Consider the following 23,748-nt stretch of genomic DNA (forward strand, 5'->3'; position numbering starts at 1 on the left):
GGCGCGAGGTCGTGCCCTCGCGTCCGTGGCGGAGCCGGCTCAGCGCGCGAGCTGCTCCGCGATGCCGGTGTACGTCGCCGGGGTCAGGGCGAGCAGGCGCTGCTTCGCGGCATCCCCGATCTCGAGCCCTTCGACGAATGCCGCGAGCTCCGCAGCGCCCACACGGTGACCGCGCGTGAGCTCCTTGAGCAATGCGTACGGGTCCGTGATCGTCGATCGACCCGCCACGACCTCGGCACGGATGACGGTCTGGATCGCCTCGGCGAGCACCTCCCAGTTGCCGTCGAGGTCGTCCAGCAGCACGTCACGGCGCAGCGAGATGGCGTTCAGTCCGCGGCGCAGGTTGTCCAGTGCAAGCAGGGAGTGCCCGAACGCGACGCCGATGTTGCGCTGCGTGGTCGAGTCGGTGAGGTCGCGCTGCAGGCGCGACGTGACCAGCGTCTGCCCGAGGGTCGCGAGCAGGCCGCCGGCGATCTCCAGGTTCGCCTCGGCGTTCTCGAAGCGGATCGGGTTGATCTTGTGCGGCATGGTCGACGAGCCGGTGGCCCCGGCGACCGGGATCTGCGCGAAGTAGCCGAGCGAGATGTAGGTCCAGATGTCGGTCGCGAGGTTGTGCAGGATGCCGCCCGCGTGACGCACCCGGTCGTACAGCTCGACCTGCCAGTCGTGCGACTCGATCTGGGTGGTGAGGACGTTGAAGTCGATGTCGAGCGACTCGATGAACGCGCGCGAGATCTCGGGCCAGTCGGCGTCCGGCTCTGCGGCGAGATGCGCCGACCAGGTGCCGGTCGCGCCGGAGAACTTCGCGAGGAACTCGGATGCCGCGATCTGCCCGCGCACGCGTTCCAGGCGCCACGCGAACACGGCGAGCTCCTTGCCCATGGTCGACGGGGTCGCCGGCTGGCCGTGCGTGCGCGAGAGCATCGCGGCATCCGCATGCTCGACCGCGAGCTCGCGGAGCTTGGCGATGACGCCGTCCAGGGCGGGAAGCCACACCCCGAGCACCGCGCGCTTGACGGTCAGAGCGTAGGAGGCGGAGTTGATGTCCTCGCTCGTGCACGCGAAGTGCGTGAGCTCGGCGATGTCATCCAGGCCCAGGGACGACAGGCGGTCGCGCACGAGATACTCGACCGCCTTGACGTCGTGCTGCGTCACGGCCTCCTTCTCGGCCAGCCAGTCGATCTCGGCCTGGCCGAAGTCGCGGTAGAGAGCACGCAGACGCTCCTTGTCGGCATCCGACAGGGGCGAGGTCCCGAACAGCGACCGGTCGGTCAGCGCGATCAGCCACTCGACCTCGACCTCGACGCGGGCCCGGTTGAGGCCCGCCTCGGACAGGAAGTCCGCCAGGCCCGAGACAGCGGCGCGATAGCGGCCGTCGAGGGGGCTGAGCGGCTGGGGCGGGAGAGAGGCGTGCGAAGTCAGGGGAGTCCTCCTGATCAGGGCCCCTCGAATGCGGGGCGTCGTGCGGGCTGGCGCAGGGCGGGTTCGAGCTGACGGAACAGGCCCCGGGTCGACGCCTCAATCATACCGAGCACGGCATCGAACATGTCCGGCCCCGCGTAGTAGGGATCCGGCACGTCCGAGGCGTCCGTGGCCGGGTCGAACGACAGCAGCAGCGTGACCTTGCCCTCCTCGTCCTCGTCGTGCGCCCACTCCCGGAGATTGCGCTCGTGCGTCCTGTCCAGCGCCACGACGAGGTCGTTCTCGCGGAAGGACGCCGCCGTGAACTGCCGTGCACGGTGCAGCGATCCGTCGTATCCGCGGCGTTCGAGCGCCGCGAGCGTGCGATGGTCCGCGCGCTCGCCCAGATGCCAGTCGCCGGTTCCCGCGCTGCGGGACACGATCCGGTGTCCCAGGCCCTGCCGTTCGGCGAGGTCGCGGAAGACCACTTCGGCCATCGGGGAGCGGCAGATGTTTCCCGTGCAGACGAAGATGACGCGGAACGGTTCCGGGTCGGTCATGGGTTCCATTCTGCCCACGCGCGACTCGTCCTGCACAGGGGCGATTCCCGGGCGCTTCTCCCCGGATCCCGAGGATGCCGCGGCAGCCGACCCTCGCGACGCGGGAGGGTCGGGGCAGGCTGTGGCCATGCATTCGATCGACATGGCCGCCGCGTGGACACCGGAGCAGCTGTGGGGCTGGCACAGTGCGCGGCGCTCCGTGTCCGACGCGCTCGCGGCTCTCGACGAGGTCGGAGCGGCTCTGCTCCCGCTCATCGCGGACACCGAATGGCAGGCCGAGGGGGTGCGCGCCCTGCACGTCGAGATCGAGTCCTTCTCGGCGCAGTGCGCGAGCGCGGCGGCGACCCTGCGCGCACGACTGTGGGAGCTGGAGGCGGCGGCATGAGCGACGAGGACGACGCCGGTGTCGAGATCCTGCGCGGTGGCGCGATCGCGGTGGACACCGAGGCGCTGCGCGACGTCGCCGTACGCCTCGGTCCGATCGCCGCCGGCGTCAGTGCGGCCGCGGACGCCGCGCGCCAGGCGCATCGCTGGATCGTCCAGACCACGGGTCTGTCCGCCGGGGTCGACACCGCCGAGCTCTGGGCTGTGGCCGATCGGCTCGCGGCCCTGCGCACCCGGATCGACGAGGTCGCCTCCGGGACCGGACTCATGGCCGACGTGTACGAGCTGGTCGAGCTGCGCGCCGAGCACGACGCGCTGCTGCTGACGGATGCCGCGGCCGCCGATGCGGTGCAGATGCGGATCGAGGACCTCGAAGCCACCGATGAGCGCCTCGCGACCATGGCCGATGCCCTCGCAGTGCAGTGGGAGCAGGCGCGATTCGAGGGGCTGGACAGCCAGTTCGACCTCGCGACCACGGTGACCGGAGCGAACTTCGGGGCGATCACGGCGATCGCCGCCGCGCTGGGCACTTCGGCGCGCTTCGGCGTCCTGCCGCCGGGGTCGACCCTGAAGGGCACTGCCGACCCGGTGCGCGTCGCGCCCGTGCAGACGTCCCAGCCGGTCGCGCCGCCGGCGTCGCTCGCCGACGCGATGCGACGGTTCCCGCAGTCCGAGGGAGCACAGGTCAGAGTTGAGACCTACACCTTCGCAGACGGCAGCAAGCAGTACGCGGCGTACATCAAGGGCACCCAGTCGGGCCTGTACGGGGCAGGGGAGCCGTGGGACATGAAGTCCAACACCGAGCTGTACACCGGCCGTGTCTCGGCGTCGTATCAGGCAACGCTCGACGCGTTGCGTCAGGCGGGCGCGGAGCCCGGCGACGTCGTCGACGTCTACGGCTACTCGCAGGGCGGCATGGTCGCGGCGAATCTTGCCATGAGCGACGAGTTCGAGGTGCGGACGACGGTGCTCGCGGGCAGCCCGAACGTGCCGGCGCTGGACGCCGATCAGACGCTCATCAGGCTCAGCCACACCGACGACGTCGTGAACTCGCTCGCCGGAGGCGGTTGGCCGGCCGGGACGGGGTCCGACGACAGCCTCGTCATCCGACGGGAGGGTGATCCCGGCTTCAGCGTGAAGGACCTGATCCTCGAACCGCACATGATCGAGAACTACGTCGAGACGGCCGAGCTGGCGGATGCCTCCGGCGATGTGCGCCTCGAGGCCTACCGCGACCGGCTCCGGGTCCTCGCGGACGCCGTGAGCATCGAGTCGACCGAGTACGCCGCCGATCGGACCGGGCGGGAGCCGTGACCGGTCAGCCGCGCGCGGCCTTCTTCTGCGGACGCAGGATGAAGCCGAAGATGCCGTTGATGATCGAGATCACCAGCGCGGCGACGATCACCCACCAGAAGTTCCCCACCGAGACGCCCCAGCCGAAGCCGGAGGTGATCCACGCGGTCAGCCAGAGCAGGAAGCCGTTGATCACGAAGCCGATCAGCCCGAACGTCAGGATGTACAGCGGGAACGCGACGATCTTCACGATCGTGCCGACGATGGTGTTGACGAGTGCGAAGATCGCACCGACGGCGAGCAGCGTCAGCACGAGCTGCAGGTCCCCGCCGGGCGGGAACGGAGTGATCTCGATCTCCAGCGCGGGAATGAGAGCTGCGACCCAGAAGGCGAAGGCGTTGATGACGACCTTGACGATGAAGCGCATGATCCGACCAGTCTCGCATGCCGACCCCGGGGCCGGCCACGGTTTCCGCCGGTAGACTGGCACGGACCCGCCCGCCTGAGCCGCAAGGCCGACGAGCCATTGAGGAGCCGCCTATGCTGACACTCCTCGGCGTCTTCCTCCTCTGCTCCCTCCTCCTCCCCGCTCTCGTGCGCTGGCTCGGCGCTCAGGCCTTCGCGATCGCGGCACTCGTCCCCGCGGCGGCCTTCGTCCACGCCCTGGTGCTGACGCCGCAGGTCCTCGATCCCGACCAGGCCCCGTTCGAATCCCTCGCGTGGATTCCCCAGCTCGACCTCAACCTCTCGATGCACATGGACGTGCTCGGGTGGGTCATGACGCTCATCGTGACCGGCGTCGGCGCCCTGGTGCTGCTGTACTGCCGCTGGTACTTCCACGACGAGGCCGCGGGCCTCGGCCAGTTCGCGGGCGTCCTGCTCGGCTTCGCCGGCGCGATGTACGGTCTCGTGCTCACGGACGACCTCGTCATGCTCGTGATGTTCTGGGAGGCCACGAGCATCCTGTCGTACCTGCTCATCGGCCACTACCATCGCCGTGCCGCGAGCCGTCGCTCGGCCCTGCAGGCGCTGCTCGTGACCACGCTCGGCGGCCTCGTCATGTTCGTCGGTGTCGTCCTGCTCGTCGTGGATGCCGGCACCTCCAGCATCTCGGACATGCTCGCCGCCCCGCCCACGGGTCCCTTCGTGAACGCCGCGATCGTGATGCTGCTCGTCGGGGCGTTGAGCAAATCCGCGATCTTCCCGTTCCACTTCTGGCTCCCCGGAGCCATGGCCGCACCCACGCCGGTCAGCGCCTACCTGCACGCCGCCGCCATGGTGAAGGCCGGCATCTACCTCATCGCGCGCTTCGCGCCCATCTTCGCGTTCAGCGAACCCTGGCGTCCGATCGTCATCTCCCTGGGCGTGCTGACGATGCTGCTCGGCGGCATCCAGGCGCTGCGCGAGACCGACCTGAAGCGCATCCTCGCCTTCGGCACAGTCAGCCAGCTCGGCTTCTTCACGATCGTCGTCGGCTACGGGACGCAGGCGGCGGCGCTCGCCGGACTCGCGCTCGTGATCGCGCATGCCCTGTTCAAATCGGCGCTGTTCCTCATCGTCGGCGTCATCGACCGCCAGCTGTCCACACGAGACATCACCGAGCTCTCGGGAGTCGGCCGGCAGGCGCCGGTGATGGCCACGGCCGCGTTCATCTCGATCGCATCCATGGCGGGAGTCGCGCCCACGATCGGCTTCGTGGCGAAGGAATCCGCTCTGACCGCACTCGTCGACGACGCCGTTGCCGGATCCGCGTGGGGGTGGGTCGCCCTCATCGGCGTCTCGCTCGGCGCCGTCTTCACCGCGGCCTACGGCATCCGCTTCCTGTGGGGGGCGTTCTGGACGAAGCGGGACAAACAGGGCGACCGCATGCCGGAGACCGCGTGGCCCGACCCTCCCGTGGGCTTCCTCTCGGCGCCGATCATCCTGGCCGGCGTCACGGTCGCCGCCGGGATCGGTGCCCCCGCACTCGACGTCGCCCTGCACGGTTACGCCGCCACCGCCCGGCCGGGGCTCGACGGCGAGGGAACGGGACATCTCGCGCTGTGGCACGGCTTCGAGCCGGCGCTGGCGATCTCGATCCTGTCCATCCTGCTGGGCCTCGGAGTGTTCCTGCTGGCCCGGAGCACCGGATGGGACCGCCGGTCCCGGATCCTGCCGTTCACGGCATCCGACGCGTACTACCTGGTCACTCGCAGCATCGACCGGCTCTCGGTCCTCACCACCTCGCTCACCCAGCGCGGTTCGCTGCCGGTGTACGTCGGCACGATCTTCATCGTCCTCGTCGTGGCCGAGATCACGGCCCTGCTCGCGGCCGACGTCGACCGGATGACCCTGTCCGCCTGGCACACCCCGACGCAGGTCGTCGTCGCGCCGATCATGGCCGCGGCCGGCATCGTCGCCGTGCAGGCGCGCAAGCGGTACACGGGCGTGGTGCTGGTGTCGGTCACCGGTCTCGGCATGGTGGTGCTCTTCGCCACCAGCGGCGCGCCGGATCTTGCTCTCACGCAGATCCTCGTCGAGACGGTCACGATGGTCACGTTCGCGCTCGTCCTGCGCCGGCTGCCGGCACGCATGGGAGAGCACAACGCGTCGGTCGGACGGCTCCCGCGGGCGATCCTCGGCATCGGGGTCGGTGCGACCATGGCGCTCATCGCGGTCGTCGCGACCCAGTCGAGGGTCGCCGATCCGATCTCGCTCCTGTTCCCCGATCTCGCGTACGACATCGGTCACGGCAAGAACGTCGTCAACGTCGCGCTGGTCGACCTGCGCGGCTGGGACACCATGGGCGAGCTGTCGGTGCTCGTGCTCGCAGCGACCGGCGTGGCCTCCCTCGTGTTCGTCACGCACCGCGCAGACCTGCTGGCCGCCACCCGCACTCTGCCGCGGTCGACCAAGCGCAAGGCGCGGCTCAACCCGCTCGTCGAGACCACGGACGGCGTGCGGTTCCAGACGGCCGAGAACCGCAGCGCGCCTCGGGCCTGGCTGATCGGCGGGCAGAGGATGAAGCCCGAGAACCGGTCGATCCTGCTCGAGGTCGTCGTCCGCATCCTGTTCCACACGATCATCGTGGTGTCCATCTATCTGCTCTTCGCCGGTCACAACAGTCCGGGCGGCGGCTTCGCCGGCGGACTCGTCGCGGGGATGGCGCTCGTCATGCGCTACATCGCCGGCGGCCGCTGGGAGCTCGGCGCCGCAGCGCCCACGGATGCCGGACGCCTGCTCGGCGCCGGCCTGATCATCGCCGTGGGAACCGCGGTCGTGCCCCTGTTCTTCGGCCTCTCTCCTCTGACGAGCACCTTCTGGGAGTGGGAGATCCCGATCATCGGTCACATGGAGTTCGTCACGTCCACGATCTTCGACATCGGCGTGTACCTCGTCGTGATCGGCCTGGTGCTCGACGTGCTGCGCAGCCTCGGCGCGGAGGTCGACAAGCAGGCGCTCGAGATGCGCGCTCGGGGGGTGAGCGTCTGATGGATGTCTCGCTGACCCTGATCTTCGTCATGGCGGTGCTCTTCGCGTGCGGCGTGTACGCGATGCTCGAGCGCAGCCTCACGCGCGTGCTCATCGGGTTCCTGCTGCTCGGCAATGCCACGAACCTGCTGCTGCTCATCGTCATGGGTGTGCCGGGTAGCGCGCCGTTCTACGGCGAGACCGGGGTCAGCGACCCGCTGCCGCAGGCGCTCACGCTGACGGCGATCGTCATCACGTTCGCGGTGTCGGCGTTCCTGCTCGCGCTGATCTACCGCTCCTGGCAGCTCGGACAGGCCGACACGGTCGAGGACGACGAGGCCGACATCGCGCTGCGCGAGCGGACGGACGCCGACGAGGACGTGCTGGAGGACGAGGGCGCGGTCGGCGACGAGGACGTCACGACGGACTTCGTCGGCGTCCAGACCGCCCCGATCACGGTGCTGCACATGCGCGACCATCCGGCGATCCACGACGACGCCCCGTTCGACTCTCCCCTTCCCCGCTCGTCGAGCGACCCCTCCTCTCGTTCGTCGGGCGAGCCCTCCGCTCGTTCGTCGAGCGAGCGCAGCGAGTCGAAACGCCCCGCCGACGAATCCCATGAGCCCGACGGGGAGGACCGCCCGTGAGCGCGCTCGTCCCCCTGCTCGTCGCCCTGCCTCTGCTCGGCGCGGCGATCACGCTCGTGTTCGGGCGCAGTCCGCGGCTGCAGATCCTCGTCTCCGTCGCGACGCTCGCCGCCGTGGCCGTGATCGCCGCGGTCCTGCTCGTGGTCGTGGACGGCGGCACGCCCCTGGCGGTCTCGGTCGGCGGCTGGCCCGTGCCCTTCGGCATCGTGCTGTACGTCGACCGCCTGGCTGCCCTGCTGGTGCTCGTCTCGAGCATCGTGCTGCTCGCCGTCCTGCTGTTCTCGATCGGTCAGGGTGCCGCCGACGGGACGGACGAGACGCCGATCTCGATCTTCAACCCCTCGTACCTGATCCTTGCGGCCGGGATCTTCAACGCCTTCATCGCCGGCGACCTGTTCAACCTGTACGTCGGATTCGAGATCCTGCTGGTCGCCTCGTACGTGCTGATCACGCTCGGCAGCACCGAATCCCGCATCCGCACCGGCGCCGTCTACATCGTCGTCTCGCTGGTCTCATCGATCCTGTTCCTCGCCTCGATCGCCATGATCTACGGCGCCCTGGGCACCGTGAACATGGCGCAGATCGCCGAGCGGATGACCGAGCTGCCGCAGGAGACCCAGCTCGTGCTGCACCTGCTGCTCGTCGTGGCGTTCGGCATCAAGGCGGCCATCTTCCCGGTGTCCTTCTGGCTGCCCGACTCCTATCCGACGGCGCCGGCGCCCGTCACGGCGGTGTTCGCGGGCCTGCTGACCAAGGTCGGCGTATACGCGCTGATCCGCACCGAGACGCAGCTGTTCGCCGAGAACAGCATCGACACGCTGCTGCTCATCGTGGCGCTGGCGACCATGATCGTGGGCGTCCTCGGCGCCGTGGCGCAGGCCGAGCTGAAGAGGATCCTCTCGTTCACCCTCGTCAGCCACGTGGGCTACATGATCTTCGGCCTCGCGATCGCGACGCCGGCCGCGATCGGCGCGACGGTGTACTACATCGTCCACCACATCGTCGTGCAGACGACCCTGTTCCTCGCCGTCGGACTGATCGAGCGAAGAGCCGGCAGCACCAGCATCCTGCGGGTCAAGGGGCTCATGAAGGCCGCGCCGATCCTCGCGGTGCTGTACTTCGTGCCGGCCATCAACCTGGGCGGTCTGCCGCCGTTCTCCGGATTCATCGGGAAGTTCGCGCTGTTCGACGCGGCGGCGTCCGTCGGAACGCCGATCATGATCGTGCTCATCATCGGCGGCATCGTCACCTCGCTGCTGACGCTCTACGCCCTCATGCGCGCCTGGAACCTCGCGTTCTGGCGCGAGGAGGAGGACTCGACCGAGACCGACGGACGCATCTCCTACCTCGGCAACGCGCCGGCCGCCGACGAGCAGCAGGAGCGCCGCCGCATCCCCCGGATCATGACGGTCGCGACCGGCGGGATGGTGACCGTCACGGTCGCTCTGACCGTGTTCGCCGGGCCCCTCTATGCGCTGTGCGACCGCATCGGCGATGCGCTGCTGCAGCCGGTGAGTCTCGTCCAACTGGAGGAGGAGGTGACGCCGTGACCCCCGAAACGCGCCGCGGCCTGTTCCAGGCCTTCCTGCTCCAGCTCCCGTTCCTGGCGTGGCTGGTCGTGCTGTGGATGCTGCTGTGGGGGCAGTTCACCGTGCTCGCGTTCCTCACCGGACTCGTGGTCGCCGTGTTCGTCACCCGGGTGTTCCGCCTGCCGACGATCGAGCTGAGCGGGCGCATCAACCTCTGGTACGGGGCGCTGTTCCTCGTGCAGTTCCTGTTCGCGGTGCTGCGCGGCGCGCTCAGCGTGACCGTGCAGGTGTTCGACTTCCGTCACCAGCCGGGCGCCGCCATCATGGCCGTGCCGCTGCGGTACGCGGACGATCTCGTGATGACCCACGTGGCGGTGACGGCCTCGCTCATCCCCGGGTCGCTGATCGTCGAGGCGGACCGCGACCGCCGCATCCTCTATCTGCACGTGATCGGGGTGCGCACGCAGGCCGACGTCGATCGGCAGCGCGAGAACGTGCTGCGCTGGGAGCGGCGGATCGTGCGCGCGCTGGGCAGCCCCGCGCAGTACCGTGCTCTCAGGGACGACGAGCGAGCCGGAGGTGCGCGATGAACATCCTGCTGCTGGTGATCATGGTCGTGTTCGGCATCGCGGCCGTCCTGACCCTCGTCCGGATCGTCCGCGGGCCGTCGATCCTCGACCGTGCGGTGGCCTCCGATGTGCTGCTGACCGAAGTGATGTGCGTGCTCGGGGCCGAGATGGCGATCAACGGGCACACCCGCAGTGTTCCGGTGCTGCTCATCATCGCCGCGGTCGGCGTGTTCGGCTCGATCTCGGTGGCGCGCTACGTGGCGAGAAGGGACAACACGACATCATGAACGTGTTCGGAATCGAGATCCCCGACGTCGTCATCGACTGGGCGGTGCTGGTGCTGATCCTCATCGGCGCCGTGCTGTGCCTGTCGGCCGCGGTCGGTCTGCTGCACTTCCGCGACGTCCCCTCGCGACTGCACGCCGCGACGAAGCCGCAGGTGCTCGGTCTGCTGCTGATCTGCATCGCGATCGCGCTGTCGCAGCGGTCGATCGGAGGCATCCTGCTGGGCGCGGCGCTCGTGGTGCCGGTCGTGCTCATGCAGTTCGCGACCGCGCCCCTGTCGGCGCACATGGTCGGGCGTCAGGCGTACCGCAACGGCACGACCGACCAGCGGCACCTCGTGGTGGACGACCTGGCCGCTTCCAAGCAGACCCCGCCCGCCGCCGGGTAGTCGTCCCGCCGGTCGGCGGGCACCGCACTGTGCTCCCTCCGATCGCTCGGGTTCTGCGACACCTTTCGGCGAATGCGCCAGTTCGTTCGTGTCGCGAAAGCCGAAAGGTGTGGCAGAACCCCGGGCGGGTCAGAGACGCTCGGCGAAGCGCTGGATCAGCGCGGCTGCGGGGGCCGCGTCGCTGATGAGCGTGCCGTGGCCGTGGTCGGGGATGACCTCGAGCTCTGCCCCGGGGATGCATTCGAGGATCTCGCGGCACCAGCTCATCGGCGCGAGGGGGTCGGACTCCCCGCGCAGGATCAGGACAGGGCAGCGGATGCGGCGATAGGCGTCCTCAGGCTCGTGCACGATCGTCGCTCGCATCTTCCGGATCAGATGCGGGCCGCCGCGGAGATACTCCCTGGCCCCGCGCCAGAGGACGAGCGGACGTTCGCCTAACAGGTCGACGAGCAGGTACCGCGCCTGGGCGCCGACGTTGCGCGACGCGCTGTTCACCGTCGGCCCGGCGAGCACGACCCCGGCGACGAGCTCCGGATGCCGCGCGGCCAGCTCCGCGGCGATCTGGCTGCCCATCGAATGGCCGATGATGACGGCATCCGTCGCTCCGGCGGATCGCAGGTAGGCGGCGACGAGATCGGCGTGGCGCGCCATGGTCAGGGTCCGCTCGGGCTCTGGCGCCTCTCCGAAGCCGGGCAGGTCGAGGGCGATCACCCGTCCGCGCAGCCGATCGGTGAGATCCAGATACACGCTGCGGCCCATGCCGATGCCGTGAAGCAGCACGAGGGGGCGGCCCGTCCCGAAGGCCTCGACCACCAGGGTCGCCCCCGCGTGGGAGAACTCCTCGACCGTCGCGGAGACCCCCTCGGGGGCGAGCAGGCGAGTCGGCATAAGAGGACGATACCCGTCCCGCCGGGCGGACCATGTCCCCGGCGCGTGTGAGACTGGTGTGTGACCTTGCAGGACCCCACGGATACGACCGCGACGAACCCGAACCTCGCCGAGCGCATCGCGCGCTCGCTCTCCGACCCGGTGCTGCGGGCACTTGTCGCATCGACGGCGGTCTCCCGGATCGGCCGCGGCGTCTTCCTGTCGGTCACGGTGCTCTTCTTCACGCTCATCATCGGCCTGAGCGCAGCGGAGGCGGCCGTGGTGCTGGCGGTGTCGAGCGCCTTCGGCGTGCTGGCGTCGTTCCTCGGCGGATGGCTGGCCGATCGGTGGAGCGCCCGCCGGCTCACGTTCGTCTTCGAGGCACTCGGCGCGGTGCTGCTGGCGACCTACGCGTTCGCGGACACGTTCGTGGCCGCCCTCGTGATCGCGACCCTCGCCGGGTTCTTCGACACGATCGGCCATTCGTCGCGATCGGCGATCATCGCGCGCGGCTTCGCTCCGGACCGACGGGTGCACGCGCGCGCCGTGCTGCGCACCGTCACCAACCTGTCGATCGCGCTGGGGTCGGGGATCGCGGCCGTCGCGCTCGCGATCGGCACGCCGGAGGCCTACCGGGTCGTGATCGTCGGTGCCGGGGTCATCGGCGTCCTCGGGACGCTGCCCCTGCTGCGGCTGCCCGCCTCGGTCGACGCCCCGACGCGCGCCGTGGAGCCGGTGCGGACCGAGACCGGGTCGATCGACACCGTGAACACCGCGGATGCTGCGCGCGCAGCGCGACTCGACTGGAATCGTCGCTCGCCGTGGCGCGACCCCCGCTATCTGCTGCTGACGCTGCTGTCGGCCGTCTTCGGCATGCAGTTCGGGGTCGCCGAGCTCGGCGTCCCGCTGTGGATCACCGAGCGCACGTCCGCGCCCGAGGTGGTGGTCGCGGTCATCCTGATCGTGAACACGACGCTGGTCGTGCTGTTCCAGGTGCGCGCCTCACGCGGGACGCACGACGTGCGCACCGCCGGCCGTGTCACGATGGTCGCAGGCTGGCTCATGGCGGCCGCCTGCGTGGTCTACGCGCTCGCTGCCGGACTGCCGGCCTGGTCCGCGATCGTGATCCTGCTGGTGGCCGCGGTGCTGCACACCTTCGCCGAGATCCTGTCTCAGGCGGGAGCATGGGGGCTGAGCTTCGAACTCGCCGATCCCGTGCGCGCGGGCGCCTACCAGGGCGTGTTCGGCATGGGGTTCTCCGTCGGCGCTCTCGCCGCGCCGATCGTGGTCAACGCGACGGCGATCACGTTCGGGCTCGTCGGCTGGATCATGCTCGGCGCCGTCTTCCTCGCGTCGGCGGCGGGTATCTGGTGGATCGCACGACGGGCGGCCGAGCAGGCGGCATGAGCGAATCGTGCGGGTGTGCCTGAGGGCGTGCCATGTCCGAGGAATCGGCCGGCGCGGTATACGTTTACCGAGACGATCGGAGATTCCGGATGACGCACACCACCCTGGACGGCGGCTCCCTCGCCGCCGTGTTCGCCGAGGGCCGCGACCCGCAGCGCTGGCGCGACCCCATCCGCAATCACCGCATCGCCGCCAGGGCGCAGGAGTACCTCGACCGCGCGATCGCCGAAGCGGGCACGCCGATCCCGTGGCCGTCCTTCCGCGTCTACCGCCGCTTCGACGTCGACGGCGACCGGACCGAGCACAGCGACGCCTACTTCGGCCTCCGCAAGCGCCTGTTCGCCGCCGCGATCGGCGCGCTGCTCAGCGACGACGTCCCGATCTCGGCCGTGGAAGAAGTCCTGTGGGCGATCTGCGATGAGTACGTGTGGGCGCTTCCCGCGCACATCCCCGATCTCTCCTCCCCGGACCCCGAGATCCCGCATGACGAGGTCATCGACCTGTTCGCGGCCGAGACCGCCTTCGCGCTCGCCGAGATCTCGGCACTTCTGGAGGATCGCCTGCATCCGCTCGTCCTGGCGCGCGTTCGCCGTGAGATCGAGCGGCGGGTGCTCACGCCGTTCCGTGAACGCACCTGGTTCTGGGAGAGCGTCGAGACGAACTGGTCGTCGGTGTGCGCGGCGAGCGTCGGGATCGCGGCCATGTATCTCGAGACCGAGGGGCTCGAGGCGATCCTCGATCGCTGCAACGCCGCCATGGACGCCCTTCTGGCCGGTTACGGCGACGACGGCGTGTGCGTCGAGGGACTCAACTACTGGAATTACGGGTTCGGCCACTTCGCCTACTACGCCGAGGCGCTGCGGCAGCGCACCAGCATCGACCTCTGGGCGGGCCCGCACCGCGACAAGCTCGCCGCGATCGCGCGCTATCCGCTGGGGGTCTCGCTCGGCGGGCGGGCGGTCGCGGCCTTCTCGGATGCGGAGCCGCTCGGCGCCGTCGCCCCGGCGCTGGCGGGGCTGCTCGAAGCCGTCGACGAGAGCAACGCCGTCTCGCGCGACTTCTGGTCGACCGCCGGGTGGTCGCACAACTGGGGACCCGTGATCCGGCAGTTCGTCTGGGCGCGCGACGCCGCGGACGAGGCTCCGGATGCCGCGGCATCCGCCACCTGGTTCCCGGATGCCGAGTGGTTGGTGGTCCGCACCCGCGAAGGGGACCACGAGGTCGGCTTCGCCGCGAAGGCGGGCCACAATGACGAGCCGCACAACCACAACGACCTCGGGTCGTTCGTGCTGGCGGTGAACGGCGAACCGCTGCTGAGCGAATTGGGCATGGGTTACTACGACGCGTCCTACTTCCGGGTCGAGACGCGTTACGAGAACCCGTCGGCCGGATCGCAGGGGCACAGCGTGCCGATAGTCGCCGGAGTGCGTCAGCGAAGTGGGCGGGATGCTCGGGCGGTCGTCGAGGACGTCTCGGCCGAGGACGGGCGCCTGGTCGTGGATCTGACGTCCGGCTACGACGTCGCGGGCCTTCGTTCGGTGCGCCGGGCGCTGACGTTCACGGGCGGGACACTGACGATCTCCGATGCGTTCGCTCTCGAACACGACGCGGAGACCGTCGATCGTCTGGTGTCCCTGTTCCCGATCGCGCTCGACGGCGATGCCGCCGTGATCCGCGGTGAGCGCGGGGCAGTGCGCGTGACGTGGTCCGAGGGATGGGAGCCGCGTCTCGGCGCGACGGAGTTCCGCACGCACGACGGCGATCCCGCGACCGCGCATTTCCTGGATCTCGTGCGCACGGCGGCGGACGCGCAGTGCACGATCAAGGCGGATGTCCTGCGCTGAGGACCGCGTTTCGACTCGCTTCGCTCGCTCAACGAGCGGGTGGCGGGGATCGGGTGCGGGTGCGGGGCACCCCTCTTTCGTTCGTTGAGCGACGAGCGCAGCGAGGAGTCGAAACGGGGTTGTTGGTGTTCGGGTGTCACCGCGTTTCGACTCGCTTCGCTCGCTCAACGAGCGAGTGGTGGGGAGCGATTAGCGGGGTGCGGGGTGCGGGCGTCCCCTCTCGTTCGTTGAGCGACGAGCGCAGCGAGGAGTCGAAACGCGTTACGGGCGCAGCACGAGAGTGTCGACGGCCGCGGCGTCCACGGCATCCGCCGAGAACACCCAGTCCCGCTGCACGCCGGCCGCCCAGTCCGCGGTCTGGTCGGTGTAGTGGTCCGAGAACGCGTGTCCGGAGGCTCCGGTGAGGTGGATCCAGCTCGACGCGTCGAAGTCGGCGAGGTCCACGACCATGCGCATCGACGGAACCGTGGTGGTCGCGTAGGACTCGCCCAGCTCCCATCCCGTCGCGTTCACGACCGAGGCGCCGCCGCCCACGGGATACGGTCCGCGGTTGAACAGCCATTCGATCGGCGCGATACCGCTCGAGCCGAACGTCTCGCTGGTGAGCGTCAGAGCGTGCAGGTCGCCCCAGTTCCAGCGCGAGGGCGTCTCGCCCTGCAGGGCGGCGAGCTCGTCATAGGCCTGCTCTGCGGAGAGCTCGAGCATGGCGTCCATGCCGTCCACGTCGATCGCCTCATTGGTCCACAGCGGATCCTCCGGGTCGTCGAGCATCGCGCCGATCACGGCGAACAGCCGGCTCTGGCTGCCCAGTGGCAGCGGCGTCTCGCGGTTCTCGAAGATGTTCTGCGCCAGGTTCGACCACAGCACGTTCGCGTAGGCGGCAGCCGCCGAGGACGGGTTGTTCTGCGCGTCCCACGTGCGCAGCAGCGCGACGGCGTCCTGCGCGCCGCGTCCGTCGACCTCCACCGCGCCCATCGCCGTGGCCAGCTGCTTGCCGATCCACATCTCGTTGTCCATCTGGATCGCCTGCATGTCCTGCGTGGTCAGCGGTGCGGCCGCCGCGCGACGCTCGATCAGGTGCGCGATGCGCGCGGCGCGGTACCCGTAGTCCCAGTCCCGGGACAGGAAGTAGTCGTAGTCGTCCGTGACGATCGCGTTGTTCGCCGTGACGATGTATCCGGATGCCGGGTTGTAGGAGACCGGAAGGTCCTCGAACGGGATGTACCCGGTCCAGTCGTAGGCGCTGTCCCATCCGGGCTGCGGTAGCCAGCCGTCCCCGCTGCCGCGCACCGGGAGCCGACCGGGCGTCTGGTAGCCGATGTTGCCCTCGACGTCGGCGTAGATGAGGTTCTGCGCCGGCACGTCGAACAGCGACGCCGCGCGGCGGAAGTCCTCGAAGTTCTGCGCCGTCGACAGCGCGAAGATCGCGGTCGAGGTGGTCCCGGCATCCAGGGCCGTCCAGCGCAGGCTCACGGCGTACTCGCCCTCGGGGATCTCCGGCGCACCTTCCAGCGGCAGCACGGTTCCCCCGGTGCCGACCACCGGGTCGTCCGCGATCGCTGTGAAGTCATCCGTCAGGCCGGAGATGATCGGTCCGTGGACGGTCTCGCGCACCGTCAGCGGAACGTCCTCGCCGCCCGCCACCTTGATGGTCTCCTCACGGATCTCCAGCGGGACGAGCTGGCCGTCGCGCCAGTACGAATCGCCGTCCACCCGCTCGACGTACAGGTCCGTGACATCGGTCGTGAGGTTCGTGAAGCCCCACGCGACCTGCGCGTTGTGGCCGATCACGATGCCCGGGAGGCCGGAGAACGAGAACCCGCCGACGTCGAACGGGCACTCCTCGGTGACCTCCGAGCACTTCAACTGCACCTGGTACCAGACGCTCGGCAGCGAGGCGCCGAGATGCGGATCGTTCGAGAGCAGCGGCATCCCGGACTCGGTGAGAGCCCCCGACACGACCCACGAGTTCGACCCGATGCCCTCGCCGACGTCTCCGATGAGCAGGCTCGCCGCCTCGATGACGGAGTCCGCCTCCTGCCAGTCGATCGACGCGACAGCGGCCTGGGCGTCGGCCTCATCCTCGGTCGGGGCCGTGAAGGCGGCGGCCTCGGCATCCGTCGACGTGCTCAGCGCCGGGACGCTCGAGATCTTCGGGACGATCACGGGGTTCTGCTCGAAGGGATAGGCGGGGTACAGCTTCTCCAGCGTCTCCTGGGTCGTGGCGGCATCCGCGCTGTCGCCCTCGGCCTCCAGCTGGGCGGCGAGGATCGCGCGCTCCGTCTCTGCTTCGACGTTGGTCCGCAGGTCCCAGGCCATGGCCTTGAGCCACGCGACCGAGTCGGCGGGTTCCCACGGCTCGACCTCGTAGTCCGGGTTCTGGATGCCGAGCACGGCGTACTCGAGGCTGAGGTCGGCCCCGCTGCGCGTGGCGAGGTAGGCGTTCACGCCGTCCGCGTAGGCCTGGTAGTAGCCGAGGGTCGTCTCGTCCATCGCCGCGACCTCCTCCTCGGCCGTGACGCGCCAGCCGAGCGTGCGCAGGAAGGAGTCCGTCGCCACCTGGGACTCGCCGAACATCTCGGCGACGCGTCCGCTCGTGACGTGCCGGCGGAAGTCCATCTCGAAGAACCGGTCCTGGGCGTGCACGAAGCCCTGCGCGAAGAAGAGATCGTGCGAGCTGTCGGCCGTGATCGTCGGGATGCCGGACGCATCGCGCTGCACGGTCGCCTGCGCTTCGAGGCCGGTGAGCTCGACCTCGCCGGAGGTCTGCGGGAAGGAGCGTCCGATCGTCCAGGCGAGGAAGAAGCCCGCGGCGACGACGATCACGACGATCGCGGCGATCACGGCGAGGGCGATCGCGCCGATGCGACGGCCGATCGAACGGCGCGGTGCGGCGGATGCGGCATCTTCTGTCGTCATCGTCAGAGTTCCTCCGGGTAGGGCTGTGAGACCCGGTGTCACCGGATCGAGGTACGCGTTTCGGGTCGCGCGCCCTGGCATCCTATCCCGCCGGGAGCCCTCCCACCGAGTTCCGCGATCACCCGATCAGGCTGGGCTGGAGGTCCCGGAGCGTGCGCCGATGCGTCATGCGGGTCACGCCGATCATCGCGAGCAGCAGGGCCGCGACGAGCCAGATCGCGAGGACGGCGAGATCCCAGGCGGCACGGGCGAGGTTCCCGCCGTACATGAGCTGACGCATCGCATCCACGACGTAGCCGAGGGGCAGCACGTGGTGCAGCGCCGCCAACGGCGCCGGAAGCGTCTGCCAGGGGAACGTGCCTCCCGCCGTGACGAGCTGCAGCACCATGAGCACGAGCCCCAGGAACTGTCCCACCGAGCCCAGCCAGACGTTCAGCGCCAGGATGATCGCCGCGAACGTCGCCGAGGCGAACATCAGCACGCCGAGCGTGCCGAGCAGGTTGTCGAAGCGGAACCCGAGCGTGGCCGACAGGATGCCCATCAGGCCGACCATCTGCAGGGCGCCGAGAGCGGCGGGCGTCAGCCACCCGGCGAGCGTGACGCGGATCGGGGAGTGCAGGGCGGTCACCGCGCGACGCGAGATCGGCTTGACGATGAGGAACAGTGCGTAGATGCCGATCCACGCGGCCAGGGCCGCGAAGAACGGGGCGAGGCCCGCGCCGTAGTCTTCGGCCGACGCGACCTTGTCGCTGGACACCGCGACCGGATCCGCGATCGTGTCGGCCTGGGCCGTACGCAGTTCGGGGGTGGATGCCGGGATCTCATCGACCCCGTCCTGCAGGCCGTCGCGCAGCTCGACGGTTCCCGCCGACAGCGTCGCCAGCCCGTCGCGCAGCTGCGCCGCGCCCTCGTTCGCCGAGGCGGCTCCGGTGGCCACGGTGTCCGCTCCGCTGGAGAACGTCGAGGCTCCGGAGGAGAGTTCGGCGGCTCCGGCGGCCACCGAGGCGGAGCCCGACGCGAGCTGGTCGATCCTGTCGACGGCGGACTGCACGGTCGCGTTGCCGTCCTCGAGGCGCTGCGCCAGCGGATCGAGTTCGGCGAGGACCCGGTCGATCTGCTCCTGTGCGACGCCCTGCTCGCTCAGGAGCGCTTGGATGTCGCTGCGCGCCTGGGGGAGGGCGTCGACGGCGTGCTGCACGGCGGTGCCCGCGCGGTCAGCGGTGTCGGCGAGCTGACGGTTGCCGTCGCTGACCTGCTGGGCGCCGTCGGCGAGGGTCGCCGCTCCCGTCGCCAGCGAGCCGGCACCGGTCGCGAGCCGGGCGGTGCCGTCGGCGAGCTGCGCGGTTCCGTCGGCGAGTGTCGAGCTGCCGGTCGCCGCGGCCCCCGCCCCGTCGACGAGCCGGGTCGCCCCGTCCGTGGCGTCGATCATGCCGTCGCGGACGTCGCTGAGTCCGGTCAGGAGCTTCTCGGCGGCCTCGGAGCCGACCATCTGGGCGACCGAACTGCGGATCTTCTCGACCGCTTGCGTGCCCATGGATGACGCGAGGTAGTTGTTGGCGTCGTTGGTCTCGAGCTCGATCCGCGCCTGGTGCGGGTCGGTTCCGGATGCCGAGGAGAGCGCCTCCGAGAAGTCGGCGGGGATCGTGACGGTGAAGTCCACGTCGCCGTCGTGCAGCGCCTGGGCGGCGTCGCCGGCGGACATCTCCTGCCAGTCGAACGCGCCGCCGTCGAGGAGGTTCTCGGCGACGTCCTCGCCGTAGTTCGCGGAATCCGTGCCGGTGTCCTCGACGACGAGGGCCACCGGAACCTCGGAGAACTTGCCGTACGGATCCTGGTTGGCCCACAGGTAGAGACCGCCGTAGAGGATGGGGACGCACATCAGCGCGAGGAGTGCGACGACGCCCATCCGGCTCGCGGTCAGCCGCCGCAGCTCGGCGGCGATCATGGCGGGGACTTTCATCGCGCCTCCTCCCCGTCCTCTTCTCGCTTGTCTTCTTCTCGCTGGTCTTCTTCTCGCTCGTCCTCTTCTTCTCGCTGGGCATCTTCTTCTCGCTCGTTGAGCGAGGACAGCGGCTCGTCTTCTTCTCCTCGCTGGTCGAGCGGGGACGGCGGAGCCGACCGAGTCGAAACGCGGTCTCCTCCAGACCCGTCATCCCCTGCCGAGGAGCGAGTCAGATCCCCGACGGGCCCGGAAGCGTTGACGGCCCCGAGCTCGCGGACGCGCTCGAGCGCGATGGCGGCGGAGCCGCCGACGATCACCAGCAGGGCGAAGCCGCGGTCCGCGAACTCTCCGGCGATGCGCCACCAGCCGTCCGGACTGCCGCCGTGCCGGTCGGGGGAGACGAGGACGATGGCCTCGACGCCCTCCCGCAGGACGGCCAGCTCGCACAGGATGCGCACGCGCGCCGCCGGATCCACAGTGCCGATCGGCGCCGAGGCCAGCTCGTCGAAGCCGAGCTGCGCCAGCCAGCGGCGGGCGTGCAGGGGAGTGGCGGGCCGGCCCGCGAACATCAGCTCCTCGGCGACGACCCCGGCGAGCGCGATGTCCGGATGCGGATCGCTGACGTCCGGGGCGTCGACCAGCGCCACCGTGCGGCGCAGCGCCTTCGCGTCGGTCGCGCCGTCGATCGTGACGCGACCGGTCTCCGGGCGCATCCGTCCGCTCGCGATGAGGCCGAGGACCGTCGGGCGCTGCTCGGTCTCGGCGAGCGCGTAGCGCACCGCGCCGGTGTGGAACTCCAGGCTCGTCGGAGGCAGTGCCTGCCCCGCGCGGCCCTTGCTCACCTCGTGCAGGGCGACTCTCATTCGGCCTCCTCGTCCGTGAGCTCCGGATGCTCGGCGAGCAGGGCGTCGGTCTGCTGCCAGGACAGTCCCGCGACGCCGAGGACGGCGCGGACGGCGACCGAGGCCTCGTCCTCGGTGACCAGGTCGTCGCGCACCACCATGCGGGCGGTGGATTCGATCAGTCGCGCGAGCGTCGCGGCACCGACGTCGGTGCGCAGGGTGCCGTCGTGCTGCCCGCGCTGGACGATTCCCACGACGACGGCGCGGACCGGGGCGAGGGCGGCCGCCGTATCGGCGACGTGTGCGTCGTCCAGGGCGATGCTCGCGGCCACGCGGATGTGGGCGGCCTCGCGCCACAGCCGAGCGGCGAGTTCGGCCAGCGCGAGGGGAGCGTGCGCGTCGACGGGCCGCTCGGCGATGGCGTTGAACCGGTGGGTTCCGGTCGCGATCAGTTCGCGGATCAGGGCGCCGCGGTCCTCGAAGTGACCGTACAGGGCGCGTCGCGACAGGCCGGCCGTGCGGGCGATGAGGTCGATGGATGCGTTCGGGTCGATCGCGAGCGCCTCGCGCGCGGCAGCGAGGATGCCGTCGCGATTCGCCTGGGCGTCGCGGCGCGGAGCACGAGGAGAGGTCTGAGTCACGGCATCCAGTGTACCTATCTTGCACACACATGTGCAAGATAAACCCCGTGTCGACTCGTCGTTCACCGCGTGGTCATCCGCGCGTCAGCCAAAAGGCTCCGACGGTTCCTAGCCTGACGACAACCCGTCTAAGAACTCTCTTAAGGAGTGCGCCTTTTCCATGTCCCGACCCACCCTCACCGGCCGGCGCGCGTGCGCCGGACTCGTCGCTGCCGCCCTCGCCGGCGGCGCAGCCGTCTCGTTCGGTGCCACCGCGGCCACCGCGGCGGAGATCCCCGAGACCTTCCTCAGCACCGCATCCACGGTCTGGAGCTATTCCGACGACAACTCCGACCCGGCGGCAGGAGCCGCTGACCGGCTGATCTGGACCCAGCCCGCCTACGACGACACCGCCTGGAAGACCGCCACCGGCGCTTTCGGGGCGAAGAACGGCCAGCCCACCGGCATCGGAGCAGACTTCCCGATCACCACGCTGCTCGACCAGTACATCGAGGGCACGTCCACGGACGTCCCGACGTTCCACTTCCGCACCACGATCGACATCGACGCCGAGCAGCTCGCGGCCATCGAAGGGCTGAAGGCCGAGGTCGTGTACGACGACGCGCTCCAGGTCTTCGTGAACGGCGAGAAGGTCGCCGGGTTCATCGACGACGCCGTGGAGGCGGCTCCGGAGTCCGAGCGCAACCTCATGTACGCCGGGAACAGCAACGGCGATCCGGTGACCTCGACCTTCACGATCGATCCGGAGGATCTCGTCGCCGGCGAGAACACGATCGCGGTCGCCCTGCACCAGGACCGCGCCACGAGCTCGGACATCTACTTCGACTTCGCGAGCCTCACGCCGATCCTGCCCGGCGAGGCGGGGGATGCCGCCTACACCGACGTCGTCCTGACGATCGGCGCGGACGCCTCGGCGCGCAACGTCACCTGGTACACCGACACCGACAGCGCGCAGGTCCTGCAGTACGCCGTCGGATCCGACACGACGGCGTTCCCGGCATCCGGGGTCCGCACGGTCGAGGCCGCCGGTGACGTCACCACGAGTGGCGAGTACAACCGCCGTGCGGCGATCACCGGACTCACCGAGAACGCATCCTACGTGTACCGGGTCGGGTCGGAGGCGGACGGCTGGTCCGAGGTGCGCACGTTCTCGACCGCATCCTTCTCGGGGGACTACGACTTCCTGTTCTTCGGCGACCCGCAGATCGGCGCCTCGGGGAACGCGCAGAACGACGGCGCCGGCTGGGCGCAGACGCTCGACATCGCGACCGAGACCTATCCGGACAGCGAGCTGCTCTTCTCCGCCGGTGACCAGGTCGAATCCGCCGGCAACGAGACGCACTACGAGCAGTTCCTCGCCCCCGAGCAGCTCGGTGAGATCGCGCTGGTCCCCGTCAACGGCAACCACGACGTGGGATCGAAGGCATACGAGCAGCACTACACGGTGCCGAACCTCGACCCCACCGCCGGGGCGGCCACGAGCGGCTCCTCCTCGGGAGGCGACTACTGGTTCGAGTACAAGGACGTCCTGTACGTCGTGCTGAACTCCAACAGTTCCGACTACGCGAGCCACATCGCGTTCATGGAGAAGGTCGTCGCCGAGCACGGCGCCGACGCCACGTGGAAGGTGCTGGCCTTCCACCACTCCATCTACTCCGTGGCCTCGCACGTCTACGACACGCAGATCGAGAACCTGCGCGCGGCGCTGCCCCAGACGATCTCCGACCTCGGCTTCGACCTGGTGCTGCAGGGGCACGACCACAGCTACACCCGGTCGTTCCTGATCGAGGACGGCGAACTCGCCGACGCCACCGAGGTCGCGGGCCAGTCCGAGGTCTCGGCCGGTGAGGGCGAGGTCCTGTACGTCACGGCGAACTCCGCCAGCGGCTCGAAGTACTACAACGTCAAGGCGCCGGACGCCTGGTACGCCTCGGTCATCAACCAGGAGAAGGTGCGCAACTACTCGCACATCGAGGTGACCGACGACGCCATCACCGTCACGACGCTCCGCAGTGAGGCGTACGGCGAGAACTCGCCCGTGAACAGCGTCGTCGACGAGGTCACCCTCGTGCGCGACGACGTCACGGCGCCCGAGATCACGCTTCCGGACTCGAACGAGGTCGAGCAGGGCACCGCCTTCGACCCGCTGGACGGCGTCACCGCGACGGACGACCGCGACGGCGACCTGACGGCGTCGATCGAGGTCACCGGGTCGGTGGACGTGGACGCACTCGGGGCGTACGAGCTCGTCTACACGGTTTCGGATGCCGCGGGCAACGAGACCTCGATCACCCGCACGGTCACCGTCGTCCCCGCGTCGGTCACGCCTCCGGCGGAGCAGGCGTCGGTGTCGGTCTCCGGCGACCTGGTCCAGGGCGGCTCGATCGAGATCGCGGGCGCGGGCTTCACGGCAGGAGACGCGGTGAACATCACGGTGCACTCCGATCCCGTGGACCTCGGCACCTTCACAGTTGCGGACGACGGCACCCTGACGGCGAGCTGGACGATCCCGGCGGACTTCGCGGCCGGGGCGCACTCGATCGTCGTGACGCTCGCCGACGGGAGCACCGTCACGGCCGAGTTCACCGTGACGGCAGCCGCGGGAGCAGGCGGCGCGTCCGCCGAGGGCGACCTCGCCACGACCGGTGCCGAGCTGCCCCTCGCCATCGGGGGCCTCGCCCTGGCGCTGCTCGTCACCGGCGGCGTCCTCGTCGCCCGTCGGCGCAGCCTCGCCGCTCGCGACTGATCGCATCGGATGCCCCGGGCCGGCGGGTCCGGGG

The 23,748-nt window shown here is 69.8% G+C and carries 19 protein-coding genes; 11 read left to right on the forward strand and 8 right to left on the reverse strand.

The window, feature by feature from the left end:
• Positions 1–39: 39 nt before the first annotated feature.
• Together purB and KYX17_RS18995 are read right to left on the reverse strand one after the other, a co-directional pair.
• Positions 40–1,422 carry an adenylosuccinate lyase gene (purB, locus tag KYX17_RS18990; protein ID WP_243229200.1) on the reverse strand — a complete coding sequence of 461 codons (1,383 nt, stop codon included), beginning with the start codon at positions 1,420–1,422 and terminating at the stop codon, positions 40–42.
• Positions 1,423–1,436: 14 nt separating this feature from the next.
• Positions 1,437–1,961, reverse strand: a complete 525-nt coding sequence (locus KYX17_RS18995) for a low molecular weight protein-tyrosine-phosphatase (protein ID WP_243228544.1) — start codon at positions 1,959–1,961, stop codon at positions 1,437–1,439.
• Between the two features lie 127 nt (positions 1,962–2,088).
• Between KYX17_RS18995 and KYX17_RS19000 the strand changes: the two genes are divergently transcribed.
• Positions 2,089–2,346 carry a hypothetical protein gene (locus KYX17_RS19000; RefSeq protein WP_243228546.1) on the forward strand — a complete coding sequence of 86 codons (258 nt, stop codon included), beginning with the start codon at positions 2,089–2,091 and terminating at the stop codon, positions 2,344–2,346.
• Complete coding sequence (locus KYX17_RS19005) at positions 2,343–3,659, forward strand: hypothetical protein (protein ID WP_243228547.1); 1,317 nt, start codon at positions 2,343–2,345, stop codon at positions 3,657–3,659. The genes KYX17_RS19000 and KYX17_RS19005 overlap by 4 nt, the downstream gene beginning before the upstream one ends.
• A 4-nt stretch (positions 3,660–3,663) precedes the next feature.
• On the opposite strand, the gene KYX17_RS19010 is transcribed toward KYX17_RS19005, so the two are convergent.
• Complete coding sequence (locus KYX17_RS19010; protein ID WP_243228549.1) at positions 3,664–4,065, reverse strand: phage holin family protein; 402 nt, start codon at positions 4,063–4,065, stop codon at positions 3,664–3,666.
• Positions 4,066–4,178: 113 nt separating this feature from the next.
• On the opposite strand from KYX17_RS19010, the gene KYX17_RS19015 reads away from it, so the two are divergent.
• From KYX17_RS19015 to mnhG, 6 genes are read left to right on the forward strand one after another with little or no spacing between them, the layout of a single operon-like run.
• Positions 4,179–7,109: a Na+/H+ antiporter subunit A gene (locus KYX17_RS19015; RefSeq protein ID WP_243228551.1), complete on the forward strand. Its 2,931-nt coding sequence runs from the start codon at positions 4,179–4,181 to the stop codon at positions 7,107–7,109.
• Positions 7,109–7,735 carry an NADH-quinone oxidoreductase subunit K gene (locus KYX17_RS19020; protein ID WP_243228553.1) on the forward strand — a complete coding sequence of 209 codons (627 nt, stop codon included), beginning with the start codon at positions 7,109–7,111 and terminating at the stop codon, positions 7,733–7,735. Before KYX17_RS19015 ends, KYX17_RS19020 begins: the two co-directional genes overlap by 1 nt.
• Positions 7,732–9,285 (forward strand): Na+/H+ antiporter subunit D, encoded by a 1,554-nt coding sequence (locus KYX17_RS19025; RefSeq protein WP_243228555.1) that lies wholly within the window; start codon positions 7,732–7,734, stop codon positions 9,283–9,285. Before KYX17_RS19020 ends, KYX17_RS19025 begins: the two co-directional genes overlap by 4 nt.
• Complete coding sequence (locus KYX17_RS19030; RefSeq protein ID WP_243228556.1) at positions 9,282–9,854, forward strand: Na+/H+ antiporter subunit E; 573 nt, start codon at positions 9,282–9,284, stop codon at positions 9,852–9,854. Before KYX17_RS19025 ends, KYX17_RS19030 begins: the two co-directional genes overlap by 4 nt.
• On the forward strand, positions 9,851–10,120 hold the full coding sequence (locus tag KYX17_RS19035) for a monovalent cation/H+ antiporter complex subunit F (protein WP_243228558.1): 270 nt from the start codon (positions 9,851–9,853) through the stop codon (positions 10,118–10,120). Before KYX17_RS19030 ends, KYX17_RS19035 begins: the two co-directional genes overlap by 4 nt.
• On the forward strand, positions 10,117–10,506 hold the full coding sequence (gene mnhG / locus KYX17_RS19040; RefSeq protein ID WP_243228560.1) for a monovalent cation/H(+) antiporter subunit G: 390 nt from the start codon (positions 10,117–10,119) through the stop codon (positions 10,504–10,506). The genes KYX17_RS19035 and mnhG overlap by 4 nt, the downstream gene beginning before the upstream one ends.
• A gap of 129 nt (positions 10,507–10,635) precedes the next feature.
• On the opposite strand, the gene KYX17_RS19045 is transcribed toward mnhG, so the two are convergent.
• Positions 10,636–11,394: an alpha/beta fold hydrolase gene (locus KYX17_RS19045; RefSeq protein ID WP_243228562.1), complete on the reverse strand. Its 759-nt coding sequence runs from the start codon at positions 11,392–11,394 to the stop codon at positions 10,636–10,638.
• A 60-nt stretch (positions 11,395–11,454) separates the two neighbouring features.
• On the opposite strand from KYX17_RS19045, the gene KYX17_RS19050 reads away from it, so the two are divergent.
• Entirely contained in the window at positions 11,455–12,780 is a 1,326-nt protein-coding gene (locus tag KYX17_RS19050) for an MFS transporter (RefSeq protein ID WP_243228564.1), read from the forward strand.
• A gap of 89 nt (positions 12,781–12,869) precedes the next feature.
• A complete protein-coding gene (locus KYX17_RS19055; RefSeq protein WP_243228566.1) occupies positions 12,870–14,624 on the forward strand; it encodes a heparinase II/III family protein in 1,755 nt (584 codons plus the stop codon).
• Between the two features lie 261 nt (positions 14,625–14,885).
• Here KYX17_RS19055 and KYX17_RS19060 read toward each other — a convergent pair whose 3' ends face one another.
• From KYX17_RS19060 to KYX17_RS19075, 4 genes are all read right to left on the reverse strand, one after another.
• On the reverse strand, positions 14,886–17,543 hold the full coding sequence (locus KYX17_RS19060; RefSeq protein ID WP_243228569.1) for a penicillin acylase family protein: 2,658 nt from the start codon (positions 17,541–17,543) through the stop codon (positions 14,886–14,888).
• Positions 17,544–17,661: 118 nt separating this feature from the next.
• Positions 17,662–19,503, reverse strand: coding sequence for a YhgE/Pip family protein (locus KYX17_RS19065; RefSeq protein ID WP_243228571.1), 1,842 nt, complete (start codon positions 19,501–19,503; stop codon positions 17,662–17,664).
• A complete protein-coding gene (locus tag KYX17_RS19070; protein ID WP_243228573.1) occupies positions 19,500–20,348 on the reverse strand; it encodes a hypothetical protein in 849 nt (282 codons plus the stop codon). Before KYX17_RS19070 ends, KYX17_RS19065 begins: the two co-directional genes overlap by 4 nt.
• On the reverse strand, positions 20,345–20,968 hold the full coding sequence (locus KYX17_RS19075) for a TetR/AcrR family transcriptional regulator (RefSeq protein ID WP_243228575.1): 624 nt from the start codon (positions 20,966–20,968) through the stop codon (positions 20,345–20,347). Before KYX17_RS19075 ends, KYX17_RS19070 begins: the two co-directional genes overlap by 4 nt.
• 160 nt (positions 20,969–21,128) lie before the next feature.
• Between KYX17_RS19075 and KYX17_RS19080 the strand changes: the two genes are divergently transcribed.
• A complete protein-coding gene (locus KYX17_RS19080) occupies positions 21,129–23,714 on the forward strand; it encodes an immunoglobulin-like domain-containing protein (RefSeq protein WP_243228577.1) in 2,586 nt (861 codons plus the stop codon).
• The last annotated feature ends 34 nt before the right edge of the window (positions 23,715–23,748 follow it).

This window comes from Microbacterium sp. CIAB417 (genome assembly GCF_022788845.1).

Coding starts and splice junctions, on each gene's coding strand:
- KYX17_RS19065 (WP_243228571.1), bottom strand. CDS start 19,503: ATGAAAGTCCCCGCCATGATCGCCGCCGAGCTGCGGCGGCTGACCGCG.
- KYX17_RS19000 (WP_243228546.1), top strand. CDS start 2,089: ATGCATTCGATCGACATGGCCGCCGCGTGGACACCGGAGCAGCTGTGG.
- KYX17_RS18995 (WP_243228544.1), bottom strand. CDS start 1,961: ATGACCGACCCGGAACCGTTCCGCGTCATCTTCGTCTGCACGGGAAAC.
- KYX17_RS19045 (WP_243228562.1), bottom strand. CDS start 11,394: ATGCCGACTCGCCTGCTCGCCCCCGAGGGGGTCTCCGCGACGGTCGAG.
- KYX17_RS19020 (WP_243228553.1), top strand. CDS start 7,109: ATGGATGTCTCGCTGACCCTGATCTTCGTCATGGCGGTGCTCTTCGCG.
- KYX17_RS19060 (WP_243228569.1), bottom strand. CDS start 17,543: ATGACGACAGAAGATGCCGCATCCGCCGCACCGCGCCGTTCGATCGGC.
- KYX17_RS19015 (WP_243228551.1), top strand. CDS start 4,179: ATGCTGACACTCCTCGGCGTCTTCCTCCTCTGCTCCCTCCTCCTCCCC.
- KYX17_RS19035 (WP_243228558.1), top strand. CDS start 9,851: ATGAACATCCTGCTGCTGGTGATCATGGTCGTGTTCGGCATCGCGGCC.
- mnhG (WP_243228560.1), top strand. CDS start 10,117: ATGAACGTGTTCGGAATCGAGATCCCCGACGTCGTCATCGACTGGGCG.
- KYX17_RS19005 (WP_243228547.1), top strand. CDS start 2,343: ATGAGCGACGAGGACGACGCCGGTGTCGAGATCCTGCGCGGTGGCGCG.
- KYX17_RS19055 (WP_243228566.1), top strand. CDS start 12,870: ATGACGCACACCACCCTGGACGGCGGCTCCCTCGCCGCCGTGTTCGCC.
- KYX17_RS19080 (WP_243228577.1), top strand. CDS start 21,129: ATGTCCCGACCCACCCTCACCGGCCGGCGCGCGTGCGCCGGACTCGTC.
- KYX17_RS19070 (WP_243228573.1), bottom strand. CDS start 20,348: ATGAGAGTCGCCCTGCACGAGGTGAGCAAGGGCCGCGCGGGGCAGGCA.
- KYX17_RS19010 (WP_243228549.1), bottom strand. CDS start 4,065: ATGCGCTTCATCGTCAAGGTCGTCATCAACGCCTTCGCCTTCTGGGTC.